This window comes from Streptomyces sp. NPDC001890, from assembly GCF_042891445.1.
Classification (GTDB): domain Bacteria; phylum Actinomycetota; class Actinomycetes; order Streptomycetales; family Streptomycetaceae; genus Streptomyces.
The window spans coordinates 592,474-615,724 of the sequence record NZ_JBIATE010000003.1 but is presented as its reverse complement, the minus strand read 5'-3'; the positions used below and the strand labels follow the sequence as shown (position 1 = coordinate 615,724).

18 protein-coding genes and 1 tRNA gene are annotated in these 23,251 nt (G+C 72.6%); 9 read left to right on the top strand and 10 right to left on the bottom strand.

The window, feature by feature from the left end; all coding sequences use genetic code 11:
* The first annotated feature begins 12 nt into the window (after positions 1–12).
* The 6 genes from ACFYY1_RS14145 to ACFYY1_RS14120 all read left to right on the top strand — a co-directional run bounded on the left by ACFYY1_RS14145 (position 13) and on the right by ACFYY1_RS14120 (position 9,054).
* Positions 13–825 (top strand): ABC transporter ATP-binding protein, encoded by an 813-nt coding sequence (locus ACFYY1_RS14145; protein WP_388584480.1) that lies wholly within the window; start codon positions 13–15, stop codon positions 823–825.
* Entirely contained in the window at positions 819–2,978 is a 2,160-nt protein-coding gene (locus ACFYY1_RS14140; RefSeq protein WP_388584477.1) for an FtsX-like permease family protein, read from the top strand. The genes ACFYY1_RS14145 and ACFYY1_RS14140 overlap by 7 nt, the downstream gene beginning before the upstream one ends.
* A gap of 220 nt (positions 2,979–3,198) precedes the next feature.
* Positions 3,199–4,203 (top strand): DUF1259 domain-containing protein, encoded by a 1,005-nt coding sequence (locus tag ACFYY1_RS14135; protein ID WP_388584476.1) that lies wholly within the window; start codon positions 3,199–3,201, stop codon positions 4,201–4,203.
* A gap of 210 nt (positions 4,204–4,413) precedes the next feature.
* Positions 4,414–5,619 carry a cytochrome P450 gene (locus ACFYY1_RS14130; protein ID WP_388584474.1) on the top strand — a complete coding sequence of 402 codons (1,206 nt, stop codon included), beginning with the start codon at positions 4,414–4,416 and terminating at the stop codon, positions 5,617–5,619.
* A gap of 570 nt (positions 5,620–6,189) precedes the next feature.
* The gene (locus tag ACFYY1_RS14125) at positions 6,190–7,248 is read left to right on the top strand and encodes a type III polyketide synthase (protein WP_388584472.1); all 1,059 of its coding nucleotides are present in this window, start codon (positions 6,190–6,192) and stop codon (positions 7,246–7,248) included.
* A 108-nt stretch (positions 7,249–7,356) separates the two neighbouring features.
* Positions 7,357–9,054 carry a bifunctional 3'-5' exonuclease/DNA polymerase gene (locus ACFYY1_RS14120; protein WP_388584469.1) on the top strand — a complete coding sequence of 566 codons (1,698 nt, stop codon included), beginning with the start codon at positions 7,357–7,359 and terminating at the stop codon, positions 9,052–9,054.
* Here ACFYY1_RS14120 and ACFYY1_RS14115 read toward each other — a convergent pair.
* The 3 genes from ACFYY1_RS14115 to ACFYY1_RS14105 form a co-directional block, all read right to left on the bottom strand.
* Complete coding sequence (locus ACFYY1_RS14115) at positions 9,017–9,229, bottom strand: hypothetical protein (protein ID WP_388584466.1); 213 nt, start codon at positions 9,227–9,229, stop codon at positions 9,017–9,019. The two genes, ACFYY1_RS14120 and ACFYY1_RS14115, sit on opposite strands and share 38 nt — an antisense overlap.
* A 170-nt stretch (positions 9,230–9,399) precedes the next feature.
* Positions 9,400–10,233, bottom strand: a complete 834-nt coding sequence (locus ACFYY1_RS14110) for a carbohydrate-binding protein (RefSeq protein WP_388584463.1) — start codon at positions 10,231–10,233, stop codon at positions 9,400–9,402.
* 198 nt (positions 10,234–10,431) lie between these two features.
* Positions 10,432–11,793, bottom strand: coding sequence for an alpha-lytic protease prodomain-containing protein (locus ACFYY1_RS14105; protein WP_388584721.1), 1,362 nt, complete (start codon positions 11,791–11,793; stop codon positions 10,432–10,434).
* A gap of 185 nt (positions 11,794–11,978) precedes the next feature.
* On the opposite strand from ACFYY1_RS14105, the gene ACFYY1_RS14100 reads away from it, so the two are divergent.
* Complete coding sequence (locus tag ACFYY1_RS14100; RefSeq protein WP_388584460.1) at positions 11,979–12,659, top strand: phosphotransferase; 681 nt, start codon at positions 11,979–11,981, stop codon at positions 12,657–12,659.
* Between the two features lie 77 nt (positions 12,660–12,736).
* Here ACFYY1_RS14100 and ACFYY1_RS14095 read toward each other — a convergent pair whose 3' ends face one another.
* From ACFYY1_RS14095 to ACFYY1_RS14085, 3 genes are all read right to left on the bottom strand, one after another.
* Positions 12,737–13,957, bottom strand: coding sequence for a serine hydrolase domain-containing protein (locus tag ACFYY1_RS14095; RefSeq protein ID WP_388584457.1), 1,221 nt, complete (start codon positions 13,955–13,957; stop codon positions 12,737–12,739).
* Positions 13,958–14,061: 104 nt separating this feature from the next.
* Entirely contained in the window at positions 14,062–15,240 is a 1,179-nt protein-coding gene (locus ACFYY1_RS14090) for a winged helix DNA-binding domain-containing protein (protein WP_388584454.1), read from the bottom strand.
* Positions 15,237–16,226, bottom strand: a complete 990-nt coding sequence (locus ACFYY1_RS14085; RefSeq protein WP_388584452.1) for a zinc-binding dehydrogenase — start codon at positions 16,224–16,226, stop codon at positions 15,237–15,239. The genes ACFYY1_RS14090 and ACFYY1_RS14085 overlap by 4 nt, the downstream gene beginning before the upstream one ends.
* A 96-nt stretch (positions 16,227–16,322) precedes the next feature.
* On the opposite strand from ACFYY1_RS14085, the gene ACFYY1_RS14080 reads away from it, so the two are divergent.
* Positions 16,323–17,279 (top strand): helix-turn-helix transcriptional regulator, encoded by a 957-nt coding sequence (locus ACFYY1_RS14080; RefSeq protein WP_388584450.1) that lies wholly within the window; start codon positions 16,323–16,325, stop codon positions 17,277–17,279.
* 107 nt (positions 17,280–17,386) lie between these two features.
* On the opposite strand, the gene ACFYY1_RS14075 is transcribed toward ACFYY1_RS14080, so the two are convergent.
* Entirely contained in the window at positions 17,387–18,325 is a 939-nt protein-coding gene (locus ACFYY1_RS14075; protein ID WP_388584448.1) for a helix-turn-helix transcriptional regulator, read from the bottom strand.
* 127 nt (positions 18,326–18,452) lie between these two features.
* On the opposite strand from ACFYY1_RS14075, the gene ACFYY1_RS14070 reads away from it, so the two are divergent.
* A complete protein-coding gene (locus ACFYY1_RS14070) occupies positions 18,453–19,937 on the top strand; it encodes an MFS transporter (RefSeq protein ID WP_388584445.1) in 1,485 nt (494 codons plus the stop codon).
* 176 nt (positions 19,938–20,113) lie between these two features.
* Here the strand turns inward: ACFYY1_RS14070 and ACFYY1_RS14065 are convergent.
* From ACFYY1_RS14065 to ACFYY1_RS14055, 3 genes are all read right to left on the bottom strand, one after another.
* Positions 20,114–20,190: transfer RNA gene (locus tag ACFYY1_RS14065), tRNA-Thr, on the bottom strand.
* 130 nt (positions 20,191–20,320) lie between these two features.
* Complete coding sequence (locus ACFYY1_RS14060) at positions 20,321–21,865, bottom strand: alpha/beta hydrolase (protein ID WP_388584442.1); 1,545 nt, start codon at positions 21,863–21,865, stop codon at positions 20,321–20,323.
* A gap of 170 nt (positions 21,866–22,035) precedes the next feature.
* Entirely contained in the window at positions 22,036–23,241 is a 1,206-nt protein-coding gene (locus ACFYY1_RS14055; RefSeq protein ID WP_388584439.1) for a DNA polymerase III subunit delta', read from the bottom strand.
* Positions 23,242–23,251: the final 10 nt, after the last annotated feature.

Here is a 23,251-nt window from a genome sequence, read left to right as displayed (position 1 = left end):
TTCGATCGACGTATGACTTCCTCCCGTGCATCCGTCGCTCCCGCCGCTGCCGCGAGTGCGAGTGCCGCCGACGCCGTACGGCTCCGCTCCGTGCGCCGCGCCTACGGTGCGGCCGACGCCCTCGGCCCCGTCGACCTCGGCGTCCGCACCGGCACCTTCACCGCCGTCATGGGCCCGTCCGGTTCCGGCAAGTCCACGCTGCTGCACTGCGCGGCCGGGCTCGACCGGCCGACGTCCGGCACCGTCGAGGTGGGCGGGGTGGAGCTGACCGGGCTGAGCGAGCGCCGGCTGACGCTGCTGCGCCGGGACCGGATCGGCTTCGTCTTCCAGGCGTTCAATCTGCTCCCCTCGCTGACCGCCGCCCAGAACGTCGCGCTGCCGCTGCGGCTCGCGGGCCGACGCCCCTCCCGTACCGAGGTACGGGACGCCCTGGCCCGGGTCGGTCTCGCGGACCGGGCGGGGCACCGGCCCGCCGAGCTGTCCGGCGGCCAGCAGCAGCGGGTGGCCCTGGCACGGGCCCTGATCACCCGGCCCGCGGTGCTCTTCGGCGACGAGCCGACCGGCGCGCTGGACACCGCGACGAGCCAGGAGGTGATGGGGATGCTGCGGGAACTGGTGGACCTGGCGGGGCAGACGATCGTGATGGTCACCCATGACCCGGTGGCCGCGGCGTACGCGGACCGGGTGGTCTTCCTGGTCGACGGGCGGGTGGCGGACGATCTGACCGGCCTCGACGCCGGGCGGATCGCGGCCCGGATGGCGGCGGGGCACCGCGCCGCCGGTGGACGGACCGTCGCGGCCCACGTCCGGGAGGCGTCGTGCTGACCGTCGCCCTGGCCTCCCTGCGCACCCGCTGGACCGCGCTGACCGGCACCTTCGTCGCACTCGCGCTGGGCGTGGGGCTGGTCGCGGCCATGGGCCTCGGCCTCGCCTCGACCTTCGGCGCCCCGGACCGGCCACCGCAGCGCTTCGCCGCGTCACCGGTGGTGGTGAGGGGCGACGACACCCTGACCGTGCCGGTGCGGCGCGGACCGTCCACAGGCAGCGCGAGCCGGAAGCTCGCCCATCCACACCCTGTGGATATCGAACTCCTGCGCGAGCTCCGGGCGCTCGGCCCGGTGACCCGGGACGACGGGAAAGAAGCCGTAGACGCTGGGCGCGGACCCGACGCCGTGGGGGTGGACGCGCCCGTCGCCGAGGTGCGCCGGGTGGTCGGCGACCGCGCCCTGGTCCTCACCGGGGACGACCGGCGCCGGGCCGACCCGGCCACCGAGCGGGACGCCGAGGGGCTGCTGACCGCGAACGTGCTGCTCGGCACCGCGGGCGGCCTCACCGCCTTCGTCTCGGTCTTCGTCGTCGCGTCGACGTTCGCCTTCGCGGTGGCGCTGCGCCGGCGCGAGTTCGGTCTGCTGCGCATGGCGGGCGCCACGCCGGGCCAGTTGCGGCGGCTGCTGCTGACGGAGGCCGCCGTGGTCGGCACCCTGGCCTCCGCCGCCGGGTGCGCGCTGGGCGGTCTGGGCGCACCGCTGCTCGCCGGGCTGCTCGTCGACGAGGGGATGGCGCCGTCCTGGTTCGTCGTCCGCCCGGCCGCCTGGCCGCTGCACACCGCCTTCTGGACCGGGCAGGCGGTGTCCCTCGCCGGGGTCTGGGCCGCCTCGCGGCGGGCGGGCCGGACCGGCCCCGCCGAGGCGCTGCGCGAGGCCGATGTGGACACGGGGGTGCTCCCGCCGGTCCGCCGGCTGCTGGGCTTCGCCCTGCTCGCGGTGGCCGCGTTCCTGATGGCGCGGGCCCTCGCCACCGACCCGTCCGCACTGCTGAAGCGGAAGACGTACATCACGCAGCCGATGGTCCTGATCACGGCCGTCGCCCTGCTCTCGCCGCTGCTCCTGCGCCTGCCGGCCCGGCTGGTCCGGCTGCCGGGGGCGACCGGGATGCTGGTGGCCGCGAACACCTCGGCGGCGCTGCGGCGTACGGCGGCGGTGGCCGCTCCGGTGCTGATCACCGTGGCACTGGCGGGTGCGGTGGCCGGCTCCGCGATGACGGGTCCGGCGGCGAAGGCGGCGGAGGCGCGCGAGCACACCCGGGCCGATCTGGTCGTGACGGGCGAGGAGCTGAGGCCCCGTCCGGTACCCGGCGCCACGCTGTCCGCCTCCGCCCCGACCGCCGTGTACACGCTTGAGGAGGGCACCGCCCTCGTCGCCTCGGAGGCCCGTGCGGTGGACGACGCGAGGGCGCTGGCCCGGGTCGGGCGGCTGCCGGTGGTGGCGGGCGACATCGCGGACCTGGACGACGGCTCGATCGTGGTGAACGAGGAGTGGGCCCAGCACACGGTGGGCTCGACGGTACGGGTGTGGCTCGGCGACGGGCGCCCCGCCTCCTTGCGGATCGCGGCAGTGCTGGCCCTCGGCACGGGGAACAACGGCGCCTATGTGACCAGGGCGAACGCCCCGGCGGCGGCCGTGGACCGGATCGACGTACGGCTCTCGCCGGGCGCCGACCGGGCGTTCGTCGAGGCACGGTTGCGCGGAACGGGCGGCACGGTGCGGTCCACGGAGCAGTGGCTGGACGCGACGTATCCGGGCGCCGGTCCGCAGACCAGGACCGGGCTGGTCGTGATCCTGGGGATCGCGCTGGTCTACACCCTGATCGCGCTGGCAAACACCCTGCTGATGGCGGGGTCCGTACGGTCCTCGGAGCTTGACGCGCTCCGGCTGGCCGGCGCCACCCGGCCGCGGGTCCTCGCGGTGGTGGCCGGGGAGACCCTGTTCGCGGTCGGGCTCGGGGCGCTGCTCGGCCTGGCCGTGGCCGGGGTGCACCTGGCGGGCCTGGCCGCCGCGCTGGCCTCGGTGTCGGCGCCGGTCGTGGTGTCGGTGCCGTGGGCGCTGATGGGCGGTGCGGCGGGGGCGTGCGCGCTGGTCGCGGTGGGGGCGGCGCTGCTGCCGGAGGCGGTGCGGCGCCGCTCGCCGAGGACGGGCTGAGGCGGTGGGGAGGTCGCGGTGGGGTGCGGTGCGGCCCGGCTCGCCGGGGTGGGCTGAGGCGCGGGGCGCTCGTGGTGCCCGGCCGCCTGCTCCGGGCCCGTCCGGACACCGCGTCTAGTCCATCCAGCCCCACCCGCTGACGATGTATCCGTTTTCATCCTTTCATCATGATTTCGCATGCTTTCATCTCGCCATGAAAGCGACCGATGGAGGCGATCGGATGATGACCGGAGACCGACAGCAGGGCCCGGACGCACGGGCCGTCACGTCACGGCGGCGCCTGCTGGCAGCCGTCGCGCTCGCGCCGGTACTGACCGCGGCGACCCCGGGCGTGGCCCGCGCCCTGCCCGCCGGAACGACCTGGCCGGGGCACGGACGGCGGATCAGGCCGGTACCGACCGCCCTGGACGACTGGGCGGACGTGGCGAAGGCGCTGGGCCGGGGCGGCAACATGCTGCGCGACACGACGTACCACACGGGCTTCCCCCGGCGGGATCTCCTGGTGGTCTCCGACGGCGTCGTCGTCACCCCCGGGCTGGCGCTGGGCACCCACGTGGCCTTCGTCCGCTACGCCGACGGCTCCACGATGGTCATGGGCGACGTGGTGGTCACCGAGGACGAGCTCCAGCACGTGACCGACGCGTGGCAGGCGCACGGGATCGAGCAGACCGCGCTCCACAAGCACCTGCTCTCCCAGACCCCCGACCTCTGGTGGACCCATGTCCACGGCCACGGCCACGACGCGGTGGCCCTGGCCCGCGGGCTGCGCGCCGGGTTCGACCGCACCGGCACCCCGCCCCCGGAGCAGCCGCTGCCGCCGGCCCCGGTCGACCTGGACATCGCCGGGATGGAGGCGGTGCTGGGCGCCAAGGGGTCCACCGAGGACGGGCTCTACAAGGTCCTCTTCGTCCGCCGCGAGACCATCGCGGACGGCCATCTGATCCTGCCGCCCGGCCTGGGGTCGACCAGCGCATTCAACTTCCAGCCGCTGGGCGGCGGCCGGGCCGCGCTCAGCGGCGACTGCGCCATGCGCGCCGACGAGGTTCCGCACGTACTGAAGGCGCTGCGGCGCGGCGGGATCAAGCTCGTCGAACTGCACAACCACCATCTGTCGGAGGACCCCCGCCTGTTCTTCACCCACTTCTGGGCGGTGGGCGACGGCGTCGCGCTCGCCCGCGCGCTGCGCTCCGCGGTGGACGCCACCGACGTCGTACCGGGCGGCTGACACCGGCCGCGATCCGGTCCGGCCACCGCCCCTTCCGCCGGTCGCCGGACCGGATTGCGCCGGTCCAGCGACCGGCGTCGTCCGATCCGTTCTGCATATGGACCAATCGGACCGGAGCGGCGCGTGGCCCGGCGGGCGACCGGGCACCCATGTCCCGTCCAAGCCCGCGATCGCGTGGACCACCCGTCAGATCCCCGTCTGGAGCTCCGCATGGAACCAGTAGCCGGCGCACGGCACTGCCCGTTCGACTACGCCGAGGCCCTCGAATTCGACCCGGTGCTCAGGCACTTGATGACCGAAGAGCCCGTCTCCCGCATCCGTCTCCCGCACGGCGACGGCGATGCGTGGCTCGTCACCGGCTACGACGACGTGCGTACGGTGACCACCGACCGACGCTTCAGCCGCTCCGCCATCATCGGCCGGAACTTCCCGCGCATGACCCCCGAACCGATCGTCCAGGACGAGGCGATCAACGTCATGGACCCGCCGGGCAGCAGCCGTCTGCGCAGCCTGATCTCCAAGGGCTTCGCCCCCCGCCACCTGGAGCGCATGCGGGTACGCACGCAGCATGTGGTCGACGAGCTGCTGGACCGCATGGAGGAGCACGGCGCCCCGGCCGACCTGTTCGAGCATCTGGCCGCGCCGCTGCCCCTGATCACCATCTGCGAGGTCCTCGACATCCCGGACGCCGACCAGGCACAACTGCGCGCCCACGCCCGGACGATGATGGACACCACCGTCGACAACAAGGACGCGGCGATCCGGTCCAAGGCCGAACTCCGCGGCTACTTCGAAGAGTTGACCGCCGAACGGCGCGCCAACCCGGGCGACGACCTGATCAGCGCGCTGGCCACCGCCCGCGACGGGGACGAGCTCCTCGACGACCAGGAACTGGCCGTCATGGCCATGGTCCTGCTGATCACCGGCCAGGACACCACCACGTACGAGATCGGGAACATCGCCTACACGCTGCTCACCAGGCCCGACGAGCTCGCCATGGTGCGCGACCGTCCCGAGATGCTCCCGCAGGCCATCGAGGAGCTGCTGCGCTTCATCCCCTTCCGCAAGGGCGTCGGCATCCCCCGGGTCGCCCTGGAGGACGTGGAGCTGAGCGGCGTACGGATCCGGGAAGGGGACATCGTGCACGTCTCCTATCTGACGGCCAACCGCGACGGCCGGAAGTTCGACCGCCCCGACGAGCTGGACCTGGAGCGCCAGGGGCCGTCCCACATGACCTTCGGGTGGGGCGGGCACCACTGCCTCGGTGCCCCGCTCGCGGCCACCGAGCTCCAGATCGCCATCGGGACGCTGCTGAAGCGCTTCCCCGCGCTGAAACTGGCGGCTCCGGCCGAGGAGGTGCGCTGGAACAGGACGTCGATCTGGCGCTATCCCCTCGAACTGCCCGTCACCTGGTGAGCGGGCGCCCCGGTAGCCGTCATCGATGATGCGTCGGCCCCCGGCGGGCGGCAACCCGGACAGTTCCGGGGCCCGCCCGGGGGCGACCCGTACGACTCCGGGGATCCGGGACTCCGGGGGCTCCGGCGTACGCCCCCGCCCGCTCTCCGTCCACAGGCACCGCGCCCACCCGCCGCACGGCCCTCGCCCACCCGACGCCAGGCCCTTGCCCACTCCTCCGCAGAGCCCCGGCCCACTCCTCCGCACGGCCCTCGCCCACTCCTCCGCAGGGCCCGCGCGGCGCTTCGGCGTGCGCTCGGCGTGCGGCCCCGATCCACCTGCCGTAGCGTGTTCCCGACGGCCACCCAAGCCGTGGCGGATCCGCTTCCGCCCACGAACGGCTAGAACGTCAGTCTTCGACGGTCGGCCCGTCCGCGCCCGTTCCAGGGGTACCTGACCCGGCGCCGGATCACCCGTGTCCGCATCCGCGCGACGCCGCGCGTGCGGCACCGTGGTGGCCGCCTCCGGCCGGGATGCCCCGGAACCCTTCGGGCCCGGCCGTGTTGGACCATGCCCGCTAGGAGGAGTTCCATGGCGGTTCTCTGCAAGCCGGCCATCGCGGTTCCCGAGTACGTCATCACCAACGAGGAAACCCTTGAGCTGGCACAACGGTTGCACGGCGACCACCCGCAGATCGACCTGGTCCTTCGTCTGATCGAACACACCGGGGTGCAGAAACGGCATCTGATCCAGCCGATCGACAAGGTGCTGCAGCACCCGGGCTTCGACGCCCGCAGCATCACCTACGAGGAACACACCAAGGCCCGCGTTCCGGCAGTGGTGCGCCAGGCGCTCGAACAGGCCGAACTGGAGCCGCAGCAGATCGACTTGATCGTCTACGTCTCCTGCACCGGCTTCATGATGCCGCCGCCGACCGCGTGGCTCATCGGCGAGCTGGGCTTCCGTCCGGAGACCCGGCAGCTGCCGATCGCCCAGCTCGGCTGCGCCGCGGGCGGCGCGGCGGTCAACCGGGCCCATGACTTCTGCACGGCGTACCCCGACGCCAATGTGCTGATCGTGGCCTGCGAGTTCTGCTCGCTCTGCTACCAGCCCACCGACCTGGGCGTGGGATCGCTGCTGTCCAACGGGCTGTTCGGCGACGGCATAGCCGCCGTCGTGCTCCGCGGCAACGGGGGCACCGGGGTCCGCCTGGAGCGCAACGGCTCGTTCGTCATCCCGGCCACCGAGGACTGGATCTCCTACGCGGTCCGGTCCACCGGGTTCCACTTCCAGCTCGACAAGCGGGTGCCCGGAACCATGGAGCCCCTCGCACCGGCCCTGGAAGCGGTCGCCGAGGAGCACCAGTGGAACGCGGGCAAGATGGACTTCTACATCATCCACGCGGGCGGCCCGCGCATCCTGGACGACCTGAGCCACTTCCTGGACGTGCCGCCCGAGGCGTTCCGCTTCAGCCGCGCCACGCTCACCGAGTACGGCAACATAGCCAGCGCCGTGGTGCTCGACGCCCTCGGCCGCATGTTCGACGAGGCATCGACCCTCGACGGGCAGCGCGGTCTGATGGCCGGCTTCGGCCCCGGCATCACCGCCGAGATCTCGTTGGGCACCTGGACCAGCGAGTCCGAGTCCTGACGCCGTCCGTTCCCCCGGTCCCGGTGCCGTTCCCGGCACCCGCGGACCGGGGGACACGCACCGTCCGCCGACCGTCCGTTGTCAGTGCCCGGTGCCAGAATCGAAGGCATGACCGAACGGTGGGCTCTGGCCATGACGGAGACCGGCGGCGCCCTCCTCGCCCCGCTGGCCCCCACCGGCCTGCCCGCCGGCCCGGTCGTGGCCGAACCCGACCTGGTGGCGGCGGTCCGCTCCCGCCCGGACGTCACCCGCTGGGTGTGGCGGTCCACCGCCGAGATCTACCCGCGGCTGCTCGCGGCCGGCGTCCCCGTGGACCGTTGTTACGACATCGAGGTCGCCGAATCCCTCCTCCTCGCCCATGAGGGCCGGCTCGGCGAGCCCCGCTCCGCGGCCGCCGCCCACGCCCGCCTGCGGGGCGCCCCCGTGCCACCCGATCCCCCGGCCCGCTCCGCGGAGCCCGGCTCGCAGTCCTCGCTCTTCGAGCCCCGCTCCGGCACACAGCTCCCCTTCGAGGACCTGCTCCAGGTGTACGCCGACCAGCTCCGCCGGCACGACGCCACCTCGCACCCGGGCAGGATGCGCCTGCTCACGGCCGCCGAGTCGGCCGGCATGCTGGTCGCCGCGGAGATGAACCGGTCCGGCCTCCCCTGGCGCGCCGACGTCCACCGCGAGGTGCTGGACGAACTGCTCGGCGAGCGTTACGCGGGCGGCGGCGAGCCCCGCAGACTGGCCGAGCTGACCGACGAGGTGTCGGCCGCCTTCGGCAGAAGGGTCCGCCCCGATCTCCCCGCCGATGTGGTCAAGGCGTTCGCGCAGGCCGGGATCAAGGTGAAGTCCACCCGCCGCTGGGAGCTGGAGGGGCTGGACCACCCGGCGGTGGAGCCCCTCATCCAGTACAAGAAGCTGTACCGGATCTGGACGGCGCACGGCTGGAGCTGGCTCCAGGACTGGGTGCGCGACGGCCGCTTCCGCCCCGAGTACCTGCCGGGCGGCACGGTCAGCGGCCGCTGGACGACCAACGGCGGCGGGGCGCTCCAGATCCCCAAGGTGATCCGCCGGGCGGTCGTCGCCGACGAGGGCTGGCGCCTGGTCGTCGCGGACGCCGACCAGATGGAGCCCCGGGTGCTCGCCGCGATCTCCCGCGACCGCGGTCTGATGGAGGTGGCCGGCCATGACGGCGACCTGTACACGGCGCTGTCGGACCGGGCGTTCCACGGCGACCGGGACCACGCCAAGCTCGCGCTGCTGGGCGCGGTCTACGGCCAGACCTCGGGCGACGGCCTGAAGAACCTGGCCGCCCTGCGCCGGAGGTTCCCGCTGGCCGTGGCCTATGTCGACGATGCCGCGAAGGCGGGCGAGGAAGGCCGCCTCGTACGGACGTGGCTGGGCCGGACCAGTCCTCCCGCGGCCGGGAGCGGGGCGGACGAGGAGGCCGGCATCCCGCAGGAGAGCCCCGACCCGCCCCCCGCCGACGGCGGCGGGTTCACCCCTGGTTACGCGTCGTCGAACGCCCGCGCCCGGGGCCGCTTCACCCGCAACTTCGTGGTGCAGGGCAGCGCCGCCGACTGGGCTCTGCTGCTCCTGGCCGCCCTGCGCCGGTCGCTCGCCTCGGCCGGTCTCCGGGCGGAGCTGGTCTTCTTCCAGCACGACGAGGTGATCGTGCACTGCCCGCGGGAGGAGGCCCGGACGGTGGTGGAGGCGATCCGGGCGGCCGGTGAGCTGGCCGGACGGACCGCCTTCGGTGAGACACCGGTGCGTTTCCCTTTCACTACGGCGGTGGTGGAGCGCTATTCGGACGCGAAGTAGTACCGGGGCCGGTACCGCGAGCCGGGCCGGGGCCCTCGTCGAAGCCTGCCAGCCCGCCGTCGTAGTGCGCCGGACGCAGATGCTGACGCCGGTGCCGGGCATTGAGCAGATGGATGACGAACGCTGCGATCGCGATCATCGCGAGAACGACGACGACGGTGACCAGGGTTTCCATACGTTACCGGCCCCCTTCGATGCGCAGGCCGACCCGAACGGCTCACCGGGAGCCGTACGCATCCAGGCTACTCCGCCACGCGGAACGCGCCCACGGGGAAGAACCCCCGGGGGCGCGCCCGCGCGGCGGCGTACGTCCGCCGTGCCGCGTGTCCGCCTGCGTTCGCGTGTCTACCCGCGTTCCCACAGCGCGGGGACGTTCGGCGGTTCCCAGCCGGCCATCGCCGAGTGCGCCTGCAGACAGCGGTACGCGACCCCGCCGTACGTGACGCGGTCTCCCGCGCTGTAGAGCGTTCCGGCCGCCCAGGTGGAGCCGGGCGGGTCGGTCGGCGGATCGGTGGGCGGATCGGTCGGGCCCTGGTCGACGTCGAGGACGAAGTCGAACGTGCCCTCCCGCCCCGAGCCGATCTCCCGGACGTTCATCAGGAGCGCCGGGTCGAAGATCGAGTCGGTGTTGTTGCGCGGTTCGTCGGGGAAGTACAGCTGCGTGGTCAGGATGCCCGAGCCGGGCGCCTGGACCTTGACGTGGATGTGGCGCGTGCGCCCCGGGTACAGCCCCGGCACGATCGTGGTCAGGCTGAAGGCCCCCGACTGGTCGGTGAACTGGTGCCCGCGGAAGGCGAATCCGCTCATGTCGTACGCGCCGTTGGTGTCGGCCTGCCAGAAGTCCAGCAGCGTTCCGGGGATGGGCTTGCAGGCCCGCCCGAAGACATAGCCGCTCACGGTCAGCGGCACGCCGGGCGTGCTGCCGGTCACCAGGCTGGTGCGGAGCGGGGAGTTGGGCTTGAAGTAGGGCCCCTCGATCTGCTCGTGGGTCGGGCCGTCGCCGTCGTCGCAGTTCGGTGTGAGGGCCGGCGGCCGGCCACCGGAGCCGGCGTCGCGGGCCAGCGCGACGCCGCCGCCCGCGAGCAGCGGAACGGTCCCGGCGACGAGCGCCGCCTTGAGCAGGGTCTTGCGGCTCATCCGGCGGTCGCCGCCGGGGCCTTCGGTCGGTTCTGGGGTCATGGCTGATTCCTCGGGGTGGGGGAAGGGCACGTGCATGACACGGAGCGGGGGCGGGAGACGCGCGCCGCCCGGCCGGGAGGCGTGGAGTTGAGGCCGGGCGGGCGCGGTATGCGTGGCGGCCCCGCCGGAGCCGCCGGGCCGGCCGTGGATCACGGACCTGCCGGGATCACGGGACGGCCGGGGCTGCGCGGAGGGCTGTCAGACGCGCTGCCAGAGAGCCGGCACGTTCGGCGGCGTCCAGCCGGGCTGCGCCTGATGCGGCTGGAGGCAGCGGTAGCTGTCGGAGCCGTACGTCACGACATCGCCCGCCGCGTACGTCGTACCGGCCGCCCAGGTGCCGCCCGGCTCGGTCGGCGGATCGGTGGGCGGGTCGGTCGGGGTGCCGCTGGTGACCAGGGTGAGTCCGTACGCCTGGAGCGCCGGGTTCACCGGCTGGAAGTACGTCGTACCGCCCTGGGAGCAGTTGCCGGAGCCGCCGGAGGTGACGCCCTGCGCCTGGCTGCCCGAGATGAACGAACCGCCGGAGTCACCGGGTTCGGCGCACACGTTGGTGCGGGTGACACCGGAGACGGTGCCCTCCTGGTAGGTGACGCTGGTGTTGCGCTGCTGGACCGTCCCGCAGTGCCAGCCGGTCGTCGAGCCGGAGCGGCAGACCGACGAACCCTCCAGCGCCTCGGTGGATCCCGTGACCGTCACATCGCCGTTGCCGTACCCGTTCACCAGGGCGCGCGGCGTCCAGCTGGTGTTGGTGGCGACCCAGGAGTAGTCGCGACCGGGGAAGGTGGAGCCCTGGAAGGAGCCCTGCGCCTGCTGGTTGTACCCGCTGGTGCTGACCCCGGGCGTTCCGCAGTGGCCGGCGCTGACGAAGCCGGACTGGCTGCTGCCGCGCTTGACGGGGAAACCTATGGAGCAGCGCCCCGAACCGTTCATGTAGTAGGCGTCACCGCCCCGGAGATCGGCGAACGTACGGGGCCGCTCAGCCGACTGACGCACCGTCACTACATCGCGTGACACCCCCGCGTCCGCGAGGAACCGGTCGGCGGCGGCGGTACGGGCGGCCTGCACGACGACCCGGTTGGTGGCCACGTCGACGTACCAGACGGGCACGCCTGTGGGGGCCTTGCGCAGCGCCACCCGGTCCAACGCGACCTTGGCGGCGTCGAGTTCGGCCTGGCCGTGCTCGACGATCACCGGCCGGGCACCGGCCTCGCGGATCCGGGCGGCGTCCGCGGCGTCGGTGGTGGCCACGGTCAGGGCCGCGTCGGCACCGCTCACCCTGGCCCCGGCGAAGTCCGCGCCGAGGGAGTGCCGCAGCCCGGCGGCGACGGCCGCCGCCCGGCTCTCGTGACCGATCCGGTCGCGCGCCTCGTCGGCGGTCAGTCCGAGGTCGCGCTGCATGGCCTTCAGCAGACCGGGCGAGAGCTGCCCGGTCCACGTGGCGGTGGGGGTGCGGAGCTGAGGGGCCGGATCGGCGGACGCGCTGCCGGTCAGACCGGCCAGCGCGAGCGCGCCGACGGCCACGGTGGCGGTACACGCGGCCAGGGCACGTCTGCGGAGCATGGAGCTCTCCACGGAACTCTCCTTGACTTCGGGGGAATTGACGTCAAGGTAGCCGCGTACACGTCATCCCCAGGAGATCCCGTCCGCCCCCTCACTTCGCGTTATGGGGCCCCTGACCGGCGCTGTCGGCCCCGTATCGCCCACCGCGCCCCCACACCAGGCGTCCGCCCCCGTAGGTTCGCCTCATGCGAATTGGTGAGCTACTGGGTGCGGGACGGTCCGCCGATGTGTACGCACTCGACGAGAAGTGGGTCCTGCGCCGTTACCGCGACGGCATGGACGCCACCCACGAGTGGATGGTCATGTCCTACCTGGGCGCGCACGGCTTCCCGGTCCCCCGCCTGGGCCCCCGGAACGCGAAGACGCCCCCCTGCGACCTGATGCTGCAACGCCTCACCGGCCCGACGATGCTGGACTCCATGCTGGCCGGTGAGCTGCCGACGGCCGAGGCGGCGGCCATGCTGGCCGGCCTCCTCGCCGAACTCCACACCGTCCCGGCCCGGCTCTCCCCGGACCCCGAGGACCGGATCCTCCACCTGGACCTGCACCCCGACAACGTGATGCTGACGGACCGGGGTCCGGTGGTGATCGACTGGGGCAACACCCAGGAGGGCGTCCCGGCCGCGGACCGGGCCATGTCGTCCCTGATCCTGGCCCAGGTGGCGGTCGACCCCCGCTCCCCCGCGTCGGCCGACGCCCGCTCCCTGCTGGAAGCCCTGCTGCCGCACCTCTCCGCGTCCGGCGGCATCCCGGCCCGCCACCTGGCCGAGGCCGCCTCGCGACGCACCGCCAACCCGACGATGAGCCCGCACGAGGTGGCCCTCATCGGCGCGGCCACCACCCTGATCACGGAGCTGACGGCCTGAGAACCGCCCCCGCCGCCCGGCTCACTTCGCCCGCCTCACTCCGCCCGGCTCACTTCGCCCGGCCTGCTTCGCCCGGCCTATTTCGCGGCGGGCTGGGCCGGCAGCGAATAGACGTGCTGCGGGGTCACGACACGGGTGATCGCCTCACCGAAGAGGGTGCTCGGCTCCGAACCCCGGTGATCGGTGTCCGTGTTGAGGAGCACGACCAGGGTCGCCTTCGCCTCCGGCAGGTAGACGACCAGGGCTTCGTACCCCGGCAGCGAGCCGTTGTGCCCGATCCAGCCGTGGGCGTCGAAGATGCCCAGGCCGTAGCCGGTGTCCGGCAGACCGCTGGGGGCCGTCCGCAGCCGCTCGGCCTGGGTGGCCGGGCTGAGCAGCGTGCCGGTGGCGAGCACCCGGGCCCAGATCCGCAGGTCCCGCTGGTCGGAGATCGCGCCTCCGGCGGCCCAGGCCCAGGAGGGGTCCCAGTACGTGGCGTTCTCGGTCCTGCCGGTCGCCGTCTGGTCGGTGTACCCCTGGGCGTGCGGGGCGGGGAACGCCGCGGTCCGGGGCAGGAACGTGTGGTTCATGCCCGCCGGTTCGAAGACGTTCCGTTCGAGATAGTCCGCCAGCGAGCGGCCGCTCACCTTCTCCACCACGAGCCCCAGCAGAATCGCGTTGGTGTTGGAGTACTCGAACTTCTCGCCCGGCTGGAACTGCAAGGGGTGCCTGAAGGAGTAGTCCAGCAGCTCCTGCGGTGTGAAGTGCCGTTGCGGATCGCTCGTCAGCGCCTTGAAGAAGCCGGGATCCATGGAGTAGTTGAAGAGCCCGCTGCGCATCCCCGCCAGCTCGCGCAAGGTGATCCGGTCCCCGCCGGGGACCCCCTTCACGTACTTCCCGATCGGATCGTCCAGCCCGACCTCGCCCCGGTCGACCAGGGTGAGTAGCGCCGTCACCGTGAACGTCTTGGTCACGCTGCCGACCCGCATGTTGAGGCCGGTCGACATGGGTGCCCCCGAACTCTTGTCGGCGACCCCGAAGGCCCGGACGTAGCTCCCCTTCCCCGGAACCCACAGCCCGACCGAGACACCGGGCACCCGCGCATCGCGCATGACCTGCTGGACCGCCCGGTCCAGCTGCCCGGCCACGGCGGGGGTGAGCGGCGGAAATTCCTCGGAGGGCGACGCGGACGACACGGACACGGAGGGTGACGGAGTCTCCTCCGGCCAGGCACTCCCCACCGGCACCGTGACAACCAGCAACCCTGCCGCCACCACGGCTGCGGCCCCCCTGCGCGGTCGGACGTGCGAACGCGTCATGGGCCGACTCCCGTCACGAGAGAACAGAACTCCACAAGCAGCGTAGGCCCGCGGCGGCGGGGACGCACGGACGGAGGCCACCGCCACCGCATCGCAGGCGCGTCTCAGGACGACCGGCTCCCCACCGCCTCGCCGCAGTGCACCGCCGTGCCTCCCACGAACGGCAGCAGCCGCTCCGCCTCCTCCTCCAGGGCCGCCCGGTCGGTCGCGGACAGCGGCCGGAGCGGAGCGAGCCGCAGCGTGCCCGCGTCGAGGGACCACGTTCCGTGCACCCGGCCATCGACCAGGAAGGCCGGCCGCACCCGCGCCTGGCCGGGCATCACATGTGCGCGGTCCTCGTCGCCGATGACCCGGGTGCGGTCGGCATGGCCGAGCAGGACGTTGTCGAAGGCCGGCAGCAGCCGCACCGGGGCGGGGGTTTCGGGGTCGGGCAGCTCCGCGTCGGCCAGATCGAACAGCTCCCGGCCGTCGGGGTCCCGGTGACGGCGTAGTTCGCCGTCCATCTCCGCGACGACCTCGCCCAGGCGGGTCAGCCCGCACCATGCCTGTACGTCCTTCACCCCGGCCGGGCCGAAGCCGGCCAGATAGCGGCGGATCAGCCCCTTCGCCGCTTCCCGGGCGGAAGTGGCGGAAGCCTCAGAAGCCTCAGAAGCCGCGGAAGCCGCCGTCGCCGTGGCCACCGGCGTCGCCACGGCCACCATCGGCCGGCCCAGCCAGACCTCGGCGGGCGTGACGGAGACCGCCGACCGGTTGCCCCAGGAGCCCCACGCGCCGGTGGCCGCGCCATGGACGAGCGGGGTGCTCAGCTCCACCTGCCCGGCCAGGATCCGCCCGTCGCGGCCCGGATGGCGTTCGGCCAGCCGCCGGGCCAGCTCCTTGCGCGACAGGGTTCCGCCCGCCAGCAGGCCGAGCGCCTCGGCCACCAGGGACGCCGGGTCCAGGCCGGAGCTGTTCCGGGTGAAGTGCGGCGAGGCGGCGGTGCGGTCGAGCACGGGCTGCAGCAGCGGCCGCAGCCGACGGAAGTCTTCGGCCGTGGCGAGGTGCTGGGTGGAGCGGAGCAGTCCGGAGCGGACCACCTGCCGGTCCTCCAGCAACGCGGTGAGCTGCGGCTGCGTGAAGCCGTGGATCCTGCTCCACAGCCCCACGTAGGCCCAGTTGGGCTCCTGCGCCTGGAGCGCGACCAGCCGTCCGATCACCTCCAGCACGGTGCGATCGGTACGGGCCAGCAGGAACTGGCGGTCCATCAACGCCCGGTTCAGGGCCCGGAGGGAGAGCGTGGTCACGACAGCCGCACCGACACATTGCCCCGGTAGGCACCCTGGAGCAGGGCCAGGAACGCCGCCGGCACGTCCTCGATCCCGCCCTCGACCACCGTCTGCGGGTAGACGAACCGGCCCGCGTCCAGCCAGGTACGGAAGTGCTCCCGCCAGGCCGCGATCTGATCGGGCGTGTGGTGGCAGGAGAACGGCAGCAGCTCCACGCCCCTGGCCTCGGCCGCCGCGCCGTCCGGCTTCGGGAAGCGCTCCGCCGCGTCACCGAGCTGGCTCGACAGCGAGCCGCACAGCGCGAACCGCGCCCCGGGCCGGGCCGCCCGCAACGCGGCGTCGTACTGCTCGCCGCCCACGACGTCGAAGAACACCGTGATGCCGTCGGGCGCGAGCTCCCTCAGCCGGTCCGCCGGGGAGCCGTCGTGGTAGTCGAACGCCGCGTCGTAACCGAGCTCGTTCACCAGGTAGTCGGCCTTCTCCGGGCTCCCGGCGCTGCCGATCACCCGCGCCGCCCCGAGACACCTGGCGATCTGCCCGGCCAGCGAGCCGACCCCGCCCGCCGCCCCGGAGACGAACACCACGTCGCCCTCGCCCACGCCCGCCACGTCGGCCATCCCGTAGTACGCGGTCGGCCCCTGGCCGAGGTGGTGGCCGGGGTCGGGGAAGAGCCCGCGGTCGAGCTTGACGTACCCGGCGGCCGGACCCGCCGAGTACTCGCTCCAGCCGGTCATCGACTGGACCAGGTCACCGACCGCGAGCTCGGGGCTGTCGGACCGGACGACCGTGCCGATGGCGGCGACCCCCACCCGCCGGCCGGGCTCCCAGGCGGGCACCGGGATGGTGCAGTCGGCCCGCATCAGCTCCAGATACGTCGCGGCGAGCCCCACCTGATCGGTCCGCACCAGGACCTCGCCGTCCACCTCCGTCTTGGCGACGGTGAAGTGCCCGGCGTTGGGGGCGCCGGTGATCTGAGCTGTCAGCTGGATCTCACGGGTGATCATTTCCTGGTCCTCACGTCGGTCCGGTTCGGCCTTCGGAATCGACCCTAGAAACCCTTCCGGCCACTTTCCGTCCTGAACCCGGGAGAGGATCCCGGCATGGCGAACACCAGCTCACGGACGCTCAGACTGCTCTCGCTGCTGCAGACCCACCGCCACTGGCCCGGCCTCGAACTGGCCGGCCGGCTCGGGGTGTCCGAGCGGACCCTGCGCCGCGACATCGACCGGCTGCGCGAGCTCGGCTACCCGGTCAGCGCCGCCCGGGGCACGGACGGCGGCTACCAGCTCGCCCCCGGCGCCGTACTGCCGCCGCTGCTGCTGGACGACGAGGAGGCGGTGGCTCTCGCCGTCGGCATCGGCGACGCCGCACGGAGCGGGATCGCGGGGATGGAGGAGGCGTCCCTGCGGGCGCTGACCAAGGTGGTACGGGTCCTGCCGCCCCGGCTGCGGGCCAGGGTGGACGCCCTGGGAGCGATGACCGTCTCCGCCTCCGCGCCCGGTCCGGTCGTCGCGGCAGGGGTGCTCACCACGATCGCCCAGGCCTGCCGGGACGAGGAACGACTGCGGTTCGGTTATACGGCCAGAGGCTCGGCACCGACCGAACGCGAGGTCGAGCCGCACCGCGTAGTCGCCGACGCCGGCCGCTGGTACCTGGTCGCCTACGACCTGCACCGGCACGACTGGCGCAGCTTCCGCCTCGACCGGCTGACCGGCCCGACGGCGACCGGCACCCGCTTCCGGCCCCGCCCGCTCCCGGCCGATGACGCCGCGGCCTTCGTCCGGACGACGAACGGCGCCCCCGCCCCGTACCGGGTCGAGGTCCTGGTCCACGCGCCCGCCGAACGGATCCGGCGGACGGTAGGGCAGTGGGGCACGATCGAGCCGCTCGACGACACCAGTTGCCGCCTCACCCTGTCCTCCACCTCCCTCGACTGGCCGGCCCAGGCCCTGGGCAACATGGGAGCCGAGTTCGAGGTCCTCGGGCCACCGGAGTTCATCGCACACGTCCACGAATGGGGCGCCCGCTTCCTCCGGGCCACCCACCCGCGCCCGTAGGCCGGGGCGGTGTCCGGGGAACGCCCGCGGACCCCGCACTCGGCGGCGCGGGCCCCGTCGGCCTGCGAGATCATCTCGGCCGGAGCCGGACGGTGCCGCCGAGGGCGTCAACGAGCGGGCTGCCGGCCGCCACCGGTGCGAGCGCCTCGCCTCAGCATTTCCGCGGGGCCCAGTTCCCTGTAGCGTGCGACGAGTTCGCCGAGACGTCGCTCGGTGGTTTCGTCCACGGGCGTATGAACGCACATCCTGGTGTCGGGCGCGGCCGCCACCGCAAACGCGGTCGCTGTCACTCCGAGCAGGTCGCCGTCGACCGTCCAGAACGACTTGCGGCGGGTGTCCGATGCGGCGACCTCGTGTCTGGCCCACATCTCCGCGAAGCGTGAACTGGCCGCGGAGAGCTGCTGGACGAAGCCGGTCCAGTGCGGGTCGCCCAGTCGGCGGCCCGACTCGGCCCGCAGCTGAGCGACCATGAACGCGGTCTCCTGCTCCCATGCGACGAGCGGTTGCAAATGCTCGTCGACAGTGAACAGATGCCACAGGATGTTCCGTTCCTGCGGGGGCCTCAGCACGATCGCCGGATCGAGCGCGGCGTACGCCTCGTTGAAGGCGACCACGTCATAGCGAGCACTCACGATGCTCGCCGGAAACGGGGTCAAGGCATCCAGGATGATCTGATTCTCCGGCGTCCGAAGATGCCTGGCCGATGAATCCACGGGCACCCCGGGGACGTCGGCCAGCCGATACAGATGCTCTCGCTCCGTCCGGTCGAGCCGCAGTGTGCGGGCAATGGCGCCGAGCACCTGGACGCTGGGGTTGATCCGTCGTCCTTGCTCCAGCCAGGTGTACCAGGCGACCCCGATCCCGGACAGCTGTGCAACCTCCTCACGGCGCAACCCCGGTGTGCGGCGCCGGGTTCCGGGGTCGAGACCCACGTCATCAGGGGTGATGCGTTCGCGACGGAGTCTGAGGAAGGCGCCCAGTTCGGCGCGCCGTCGAACCTCGCTGCCACTGGGGTCGTCGCCGACGCCACTGCCGGGACTGTTCACGGGGTGAGGGTCTCGGGGAGTCACCGCCTCAGTCTGGCGGAGGCCCTCGCGACGTAGCCGGATACCCCCAGTACCGGGACAACTGGATATCTGGTACCCCGACAGGGCTGCCGAAACCATGGGCCGCATGAGTGAGACGACAGAGAACCGGCCGGTCACCGCGCCACCGACCGCGACCGTCCCGAAGGCCGCGGAGCCCGCGGAGCCCACGGAGCCCGCTGCGGAGCGGCGCCACAACAACCTGATCCTGGTGGTCATGCTGGGCGCGGTCTTCATGGCTCTGCTCGACTCGACCATCGTCAACGTCGCGACCCCGACCATCCGCGCCGACCTCGACACCACCGGCTCGGCGCTCCAGCTGATCGTCGCCGGCTACACGATCGCGTATGCAACGCTTCTGGTGACCGGCGCCCGTTTCGGTGCGCGCAACGGGTATCGGACTGTCTTTCTGTTCGGGTTGCTCACCTTCACCGCGGCCTCGCTCGCCTGCGGTCTGGCGCCCGGCTCGGCGGTGCTGATCTGTGCCCGAGTGGTGCAGGGCGTCGGCGCCGCGATGCTGATGCCACAGATCTACAGCCTGATTCAGCTCAGGTTCCAGGGAGCCGCCCGAGCCCGGGCGCTGAGCCTGTACGCGGCGACCATCGGCCTCGGTGTGGTGGTCGGTCAGGTCGCCGGCGGACTGTTGGTCAGCGCGGACCTGTTCGGCAGCGGCTGGCGCCCGGTGTTCCTGATCAATGTGCCGATCGGTGTGGTGCTGATGTCCGCCGGGTTGCGGCTGCTGCCGCAGGGCAAACCGACAACCCCCAAGGGCTTGGACGTCCCCGGCCTGATCACGCTCAGCGCGACGCTGCTCCTGCTGGTCGTGCCCTTGGTCATGGGACACGACCAGCACTGGCCGCTGTGGACGCGGATCTCCCTCGTGGCGTCGGTCCCGATGCTCCTCGTGTTCGCCCGGGTCGAGCGCGCGGCCGCCGCCCGCGGCGGCGCGCCCTTGGTGCCCGGCAGGGTGTTGAAGACGCCCGGTCTGCTGCCCGGGGCCTCCTCCCTGTTCTTCGCGATGGCCGGTTACGCGGGTTTCCTCTTCTCCTTCTCCCAGCACATGCAGTCGGGGCTCGGTGAGTCCGCGACACGTACCGGCCTGACCTTCGCGCCGCTGGCCATCGGTGTCGCAACCGGCAGCCTCACCTGGCAGAAGGTGCCGGAGCGGCTGCACCGGACGATGATCGCCACCGCCTGCGTGGTCGCGGCCGTCGGGCATATGGGCATCGGCTTCACCATGCGCTCCGGCGGGCATGACGGCGTCGTGCTGTCGGTGCTGCAGCTCGTCGTCGGCATCGGCATGGGATACGTCACCAGCCCGCTGCTGACGGTGTCCTTGGCCAAGGTCGCCCCGGCGGACGCGGCGGACGCCAGCGGAGTGATGACCACCGCAGCCCAGATCGCCCAGGTGCTCGGCATCGCCGCCTACGGCAGTGTGTATCTGAGCGCCGCCGACAACAGCACGACGAACCCGTCGGCACACGCCTTCTTCGTGACCGCGATGCTCGTGGTGACCGGGGCCTTGATCAGCGGCCTCGCCGCACTGAAGCTGCCGCGCACACAGCGCACCTGACGGCCGTCGAGATCCGGAAACCGGCTCGCCCAGCGCCCCGGGACGACCAGCTCCGTACGTCCCCCGGCGGGGCTGGTCCCTTCGTCAGAGGCGGTTCGCCAAGCCCACGCCGCACACGCCCCAAGGCCAGGAAAACAAAGAAACCGCAGGTCGGATAATCGACCTGCGGTTTCCCATGGAGCCGCCTTCGGGATTCGAACCCGAGACCTACGCATTACGAGTGCGTTGCTCTGGCCAACTGAGCTAAGGCGGCGCGCCCTGTCGCACCATGGTGCGATCAGCAGCGTCGCCAAGTCTACACAGTTTCCGGGGGTGCTCCGTACCAGCCTCTCCCTGAGCCGTTTTCGCAGGTCAGTGGCGGGGCCGGGGGCGAGGTGGGGTGGTCAGGAGCACTTCTTGTCCTCGGCGGGCGGGGTGCCTTCCAGGAGATAGGTGTTGATCGCGGTGTCGATGCAGCCGCTGCCGCGGCCGTACGCCGTGTGGCCGTCGCCCTGATAGGTGAGAAGGGTGCCGGAGGAGAGCTGGTCGGCGAGGGACTCGGCCCACTTGTACGGGGTGGCGGGGTCGCGGGTCGTGCCGACCACGACGATCGGGGCGGCGCCCTTCGCCTCGATGCGGTGGGGGGTGCCGGTGGGCGGGACCGGCCAGTCGGCGCAGTTCAGGGCGGCCCAGGCGAAGGCCTTGCCGAAGACCGGGGAAGCCTTCTCGAAGCTGGGAACGGCCCGGGTGACGGCCTCGGCGTCGGCGAAGGCGGGCGGCTGGTCCAGGCAGTTCACGGCGGCGTTGGCGAACATGAGGTTGGCGTACGTGCCGTTCGGCTGGCGCTCGTAGTAGCTGTCCGACAGGGCCAGGAGGCCGGATCCGTCGCCCTTCTGGGCGCCGGCGAGGGCCTCGCGGAGCTGGGGCCAGGCCGACTCGTCGTACATGGCGGCGATGACCCCGGTGGTGCCCAGGGATTCGGTGAGCCTGCGGGAGTCACCGGTGGCGATGGGCCGGGCGTCGAGGTCCGCGAAGAGCCGCTTCAGGCGGGTGGCCGCATCTGCGGTCGAGGTGGTGCCGAGCGGGCAGTCCGCCTTCTTCACGCAGTCGGCGGCGAAGGCCTGGAACGCGGTCTCGAAGCCCGCGGTCTGGTCGCGGTTCAGCTCGACGGCGTCCAGCGAGGGGTCCATCGCACCGTCGAGGACCAGACGGCCGACCCGGGCGGGGAAGAGCCCCGCGTACGTCGCTCCGAGGAAGGTGCCGTACGACGCCCCGACGTAGTTCAACTTCTCGTCGCCGAGCAGGGCTCGCAGCATGTCCATGTCGCGGGCGGTCTCGACGGTGGAGACATGGGGCAAAATCTCGCCGGAGCGCTCCTCGCAGCCGCTCGCGAACTGCTGGAACGCGCCGCCCAGCTCGGTGACCTCGGCCGCGTCGTCCGGGGTCTGGTCGACCTGGGTGTAGTTGTCCATCTGCGGACCGGTGAGGCATACGACGGGCTCGCTGCGGGCCACCCCGCGCGGGTCGATGGCGACCATGTCGTACCGGGCCCGGACCTGGGCCGGGTAGCCGACGCCCGCGTAACTCTGCAGGTATTCGATCGCGGAACCGCCGGGTCCGCCCGGGTTCACCAGGAGAGAACCGATCCGCTCACCGGGGCCGGTGGCCTTCTTGCGGGAGACGGCCAGCCTGATGTCGCCACTGTCCGGATTCCTGTAGTCCAGCGGGGCCGTCATCGTGGTGCACTGGAAGCCCTCGACGCCGCAGTCCCGCCACTTCAGCTGCTGCGCGTAGTACGGCTTGAGCGCTTCGGGGACGGCCGACGCGGACGCCGCGGGCGCTGTGGACGGCGAGGCGCTCGTCGAACTGCCGCTGGTGCAGCCGGAGATGAGAAGGCCGGCCGCGCCGAGCGTGGTGGCGAGGATACGGAGCGAGCGCCTGGTGTTCATCCTCGGAGCGTAGCCGTCCTGTGCCGACTCGCCCGATTCGCTCCCCGGACGAGTGAACGCACGATCATGAATGAGCGATCGTGAACGAAGGATGGGGCCGGTGGGTGCGGATGCGTTCGGGCGGACCGGGGCGGCGCCCATGGGTGGGCAGCCGCGCCCCCGCCATGGCGTCAGCCCGCGCGCAGGGCCATCGTCATCGCCTCCACCGCGAGCAGCGGCGCCACATTGCGGTCCAGCGCCCGGCGGCAGGCGATCACCGCCTCTATCCGGCGCAGGGTGCGCTCGGGTGTGGAGGAGCGGGCGATCCGGTCGAGCGCGTCCTCCGCGTCCGCGTTGGCGATGGCGATCCGCGAGCCCAGCTGGATGGCCAGGACGTCGCGGTAGAAGCCGGTCAGATCGGTGAGCGCCAGATCGAGGCTGTCGCGCTGCGTACGCGTCTTGCGGCGCTTCTGCCGGTCCTCCAGCTCCTTCATCACCCCTGCGGTGCCACGCGGCAGCCGTCCTCCGGCGGCGGCGCCGAGCGCGGCCTTCATCTCTTCCGTCTCCTTGGCGTCGACCTCCTCGGAGACCTGCTTGGCGTCGTCGGTGGCGGTGTCGATCAGCTCCTGGGCGGCCTTGAGGCAGCCCCCGATGTCCTCGACCCGCAACGGGAGCTTGAGCACGGCGGCACGGCGCGAGCGGGCCCGCTCGTCGGTGGCGAGGCGGCGGGCCCTGCCGATGTGGCCCTGCGTGGCCCGGGCGGCGGACGCGGCCCGCTCCGGGTCGATGCCGTCGCGTCTGATCAGTACGTCGGCGACCGCGTCGACCGGGGGCGTACGCAGCGTGAGGTGACGGCAGCGGGAGCGGATGGTGGGCAGCACGTCTTCGAGGGAGGGCGCGCAGAGCAGCCACACCGTACGGGGCGCGGGCTCCTCGACCGCCTTCAGCAGCACGTTCCCCGCGCCTTCGGTGAGGCGGTCGGCGTCCTCCAGGACGATGACCTGCCAGCGGCCGACGGCCGGGGAGAGCTGGGCGCGGCGGACCAGCTCGCGGGTCTCCTTCACACCGATGGAGAGCAGATCCGTACGGACCACCTCGACGTCGGCGTGCGTACCGATGAGGCTGGTGTGGCAGCCGTCGCAGAAGCCGCAGCCTGGTGCTCCGCCCAGGGCGCGATCGGGGCTGGTGCACTGGAGGGCGGCGGCGAAGGCCCTGGCGGCGGTGGAACGGCCCGAGCCCGGGGGCCCCGTGAACAGCCAGGCGTGGGTCATCTTCGACCCCGGGGGGACCGGCTCCCCCGCCGCCTGGGCGGTGACCAGCTCATCGGCGTCGCGGGCGGCGGCGCCGAGCTGCTCCTGCACCCGGTCCTGGCCGACCAGGTCGTCCCATACGGTCATGCGTCACCGC

Excerpts from the sequence above, each read along its gene's own strand:
- ACFYY1_RS14130 (WP_388584474.1), top strand. The coding sequence starts at position 4,414 with ATGGAACCAGTAGCCGGCGCACGGCACTGCCCGTTCGACTACGCCGAG.
- ACFYY1_RS14135 (WP_388584476.1), top strand. The coding sequence starts at position 3,199 with ATGATGACCGGAGACCGACAGCAGGGCCCGGACGCACGGGCCGTCACG.
- ACFYY1_RS14120 (WP_388584469.1), top strand. The coding sequence starts at position 7,357 with ATGACCGAACGGTGGGCTCTGGCCATGACGGAGACCGGCGGCGCCCTC.
- ACFYY1_RS14110 (WP_388584463.1), bottom strand. The coding sequence starts at position 10,233 with ATGACCCCAGAACCGACCGAAGGCCCCGGCGGCGACCGCCGGATGAGC.
- ACFYY1_RS14060 (WP_388584442.1), bottom strand. The coding sequence starts at position 21,865 with ATGAACACCAGGCGCTCGCTCCGTATCCTCGCCACCACGCTCGGCGCG.
- ACFYY1_RS14125 (WP_388584472.1), top strand. The coding sequence starts at position 6,190 with ATGGCGGTTCTCTGCAAGCCGGCCATCGCGGTTCCCGAGTACGTCATC.
- ACFYY1_RS14080 (WP_388584450.1), top strand. The coding sequence starts at position 16,323 with ATGGCGAACACCAGCTCACGGACGCTCAGACTGCTCTCGCTGCTGCAG.
- ACFYY1_RS14115 (WP_388584466.1), bottom strand. The coding sequence starts at position 9,229 with ATGGAAACCCTGGTCACCGTCGTCGTCGTTCTCGCGATGATCGCGATC.
- ACFYY1_RS14145 (WP_388584480.1), top strand. The coding sequence starts at position 13 with ATGACTTCCTCCCGTGCATCCGTCGCTCCCGCCGCTGCCGCGAGTGCG.
- ACFYY1_RS14100 (WP_388584460.1), top strand. The coding sequence starts at position 11,979 with ATGCGAATTGGTGAGCTACTGGGTGCGGGACGGTCCGCCGATGTGTAC.
- ACFYY1_RS14105 (WP_388584721.1), bottom strand. The coding sequence starts at position 11,793 with ATGCTCCGCAGACGTGCCCTGGCCGCGTGTACCGCCACCGTGGCCGTC.
- ACFYY1_RS14070 (WP_388584445.1), top strand. The coding sequence starts at position 18,453 with ATGAGTGAGACGACAGAGAACCGGCCGGTCACCGCGCCACCGACCGCG.
- ACFYY1_RS14095 (WP_388584457.1), bottom strand. The coding sequence starts at position 13,957 with ATGACGCGTTCGCACGTCCGACCGCGCAGGGGGGCCGCAGCCGTGGTG.
- ACFYY1_RS14055 (WP_388584439.1), bottom strand. The coding sequence starts at position 23,241 with ATGACCGTATGGGACGACCTGGTCGGCCAGGACCGGGTGCAGGAGCAG.
- ACFYY1_RS14085 (WP_388584452.1), bottom strand. The coding sequence starts at position 16,226 with ATGATCACCCGTGAGATCCAGCTGACAGCTCAGATCACCGGCGCCCCC.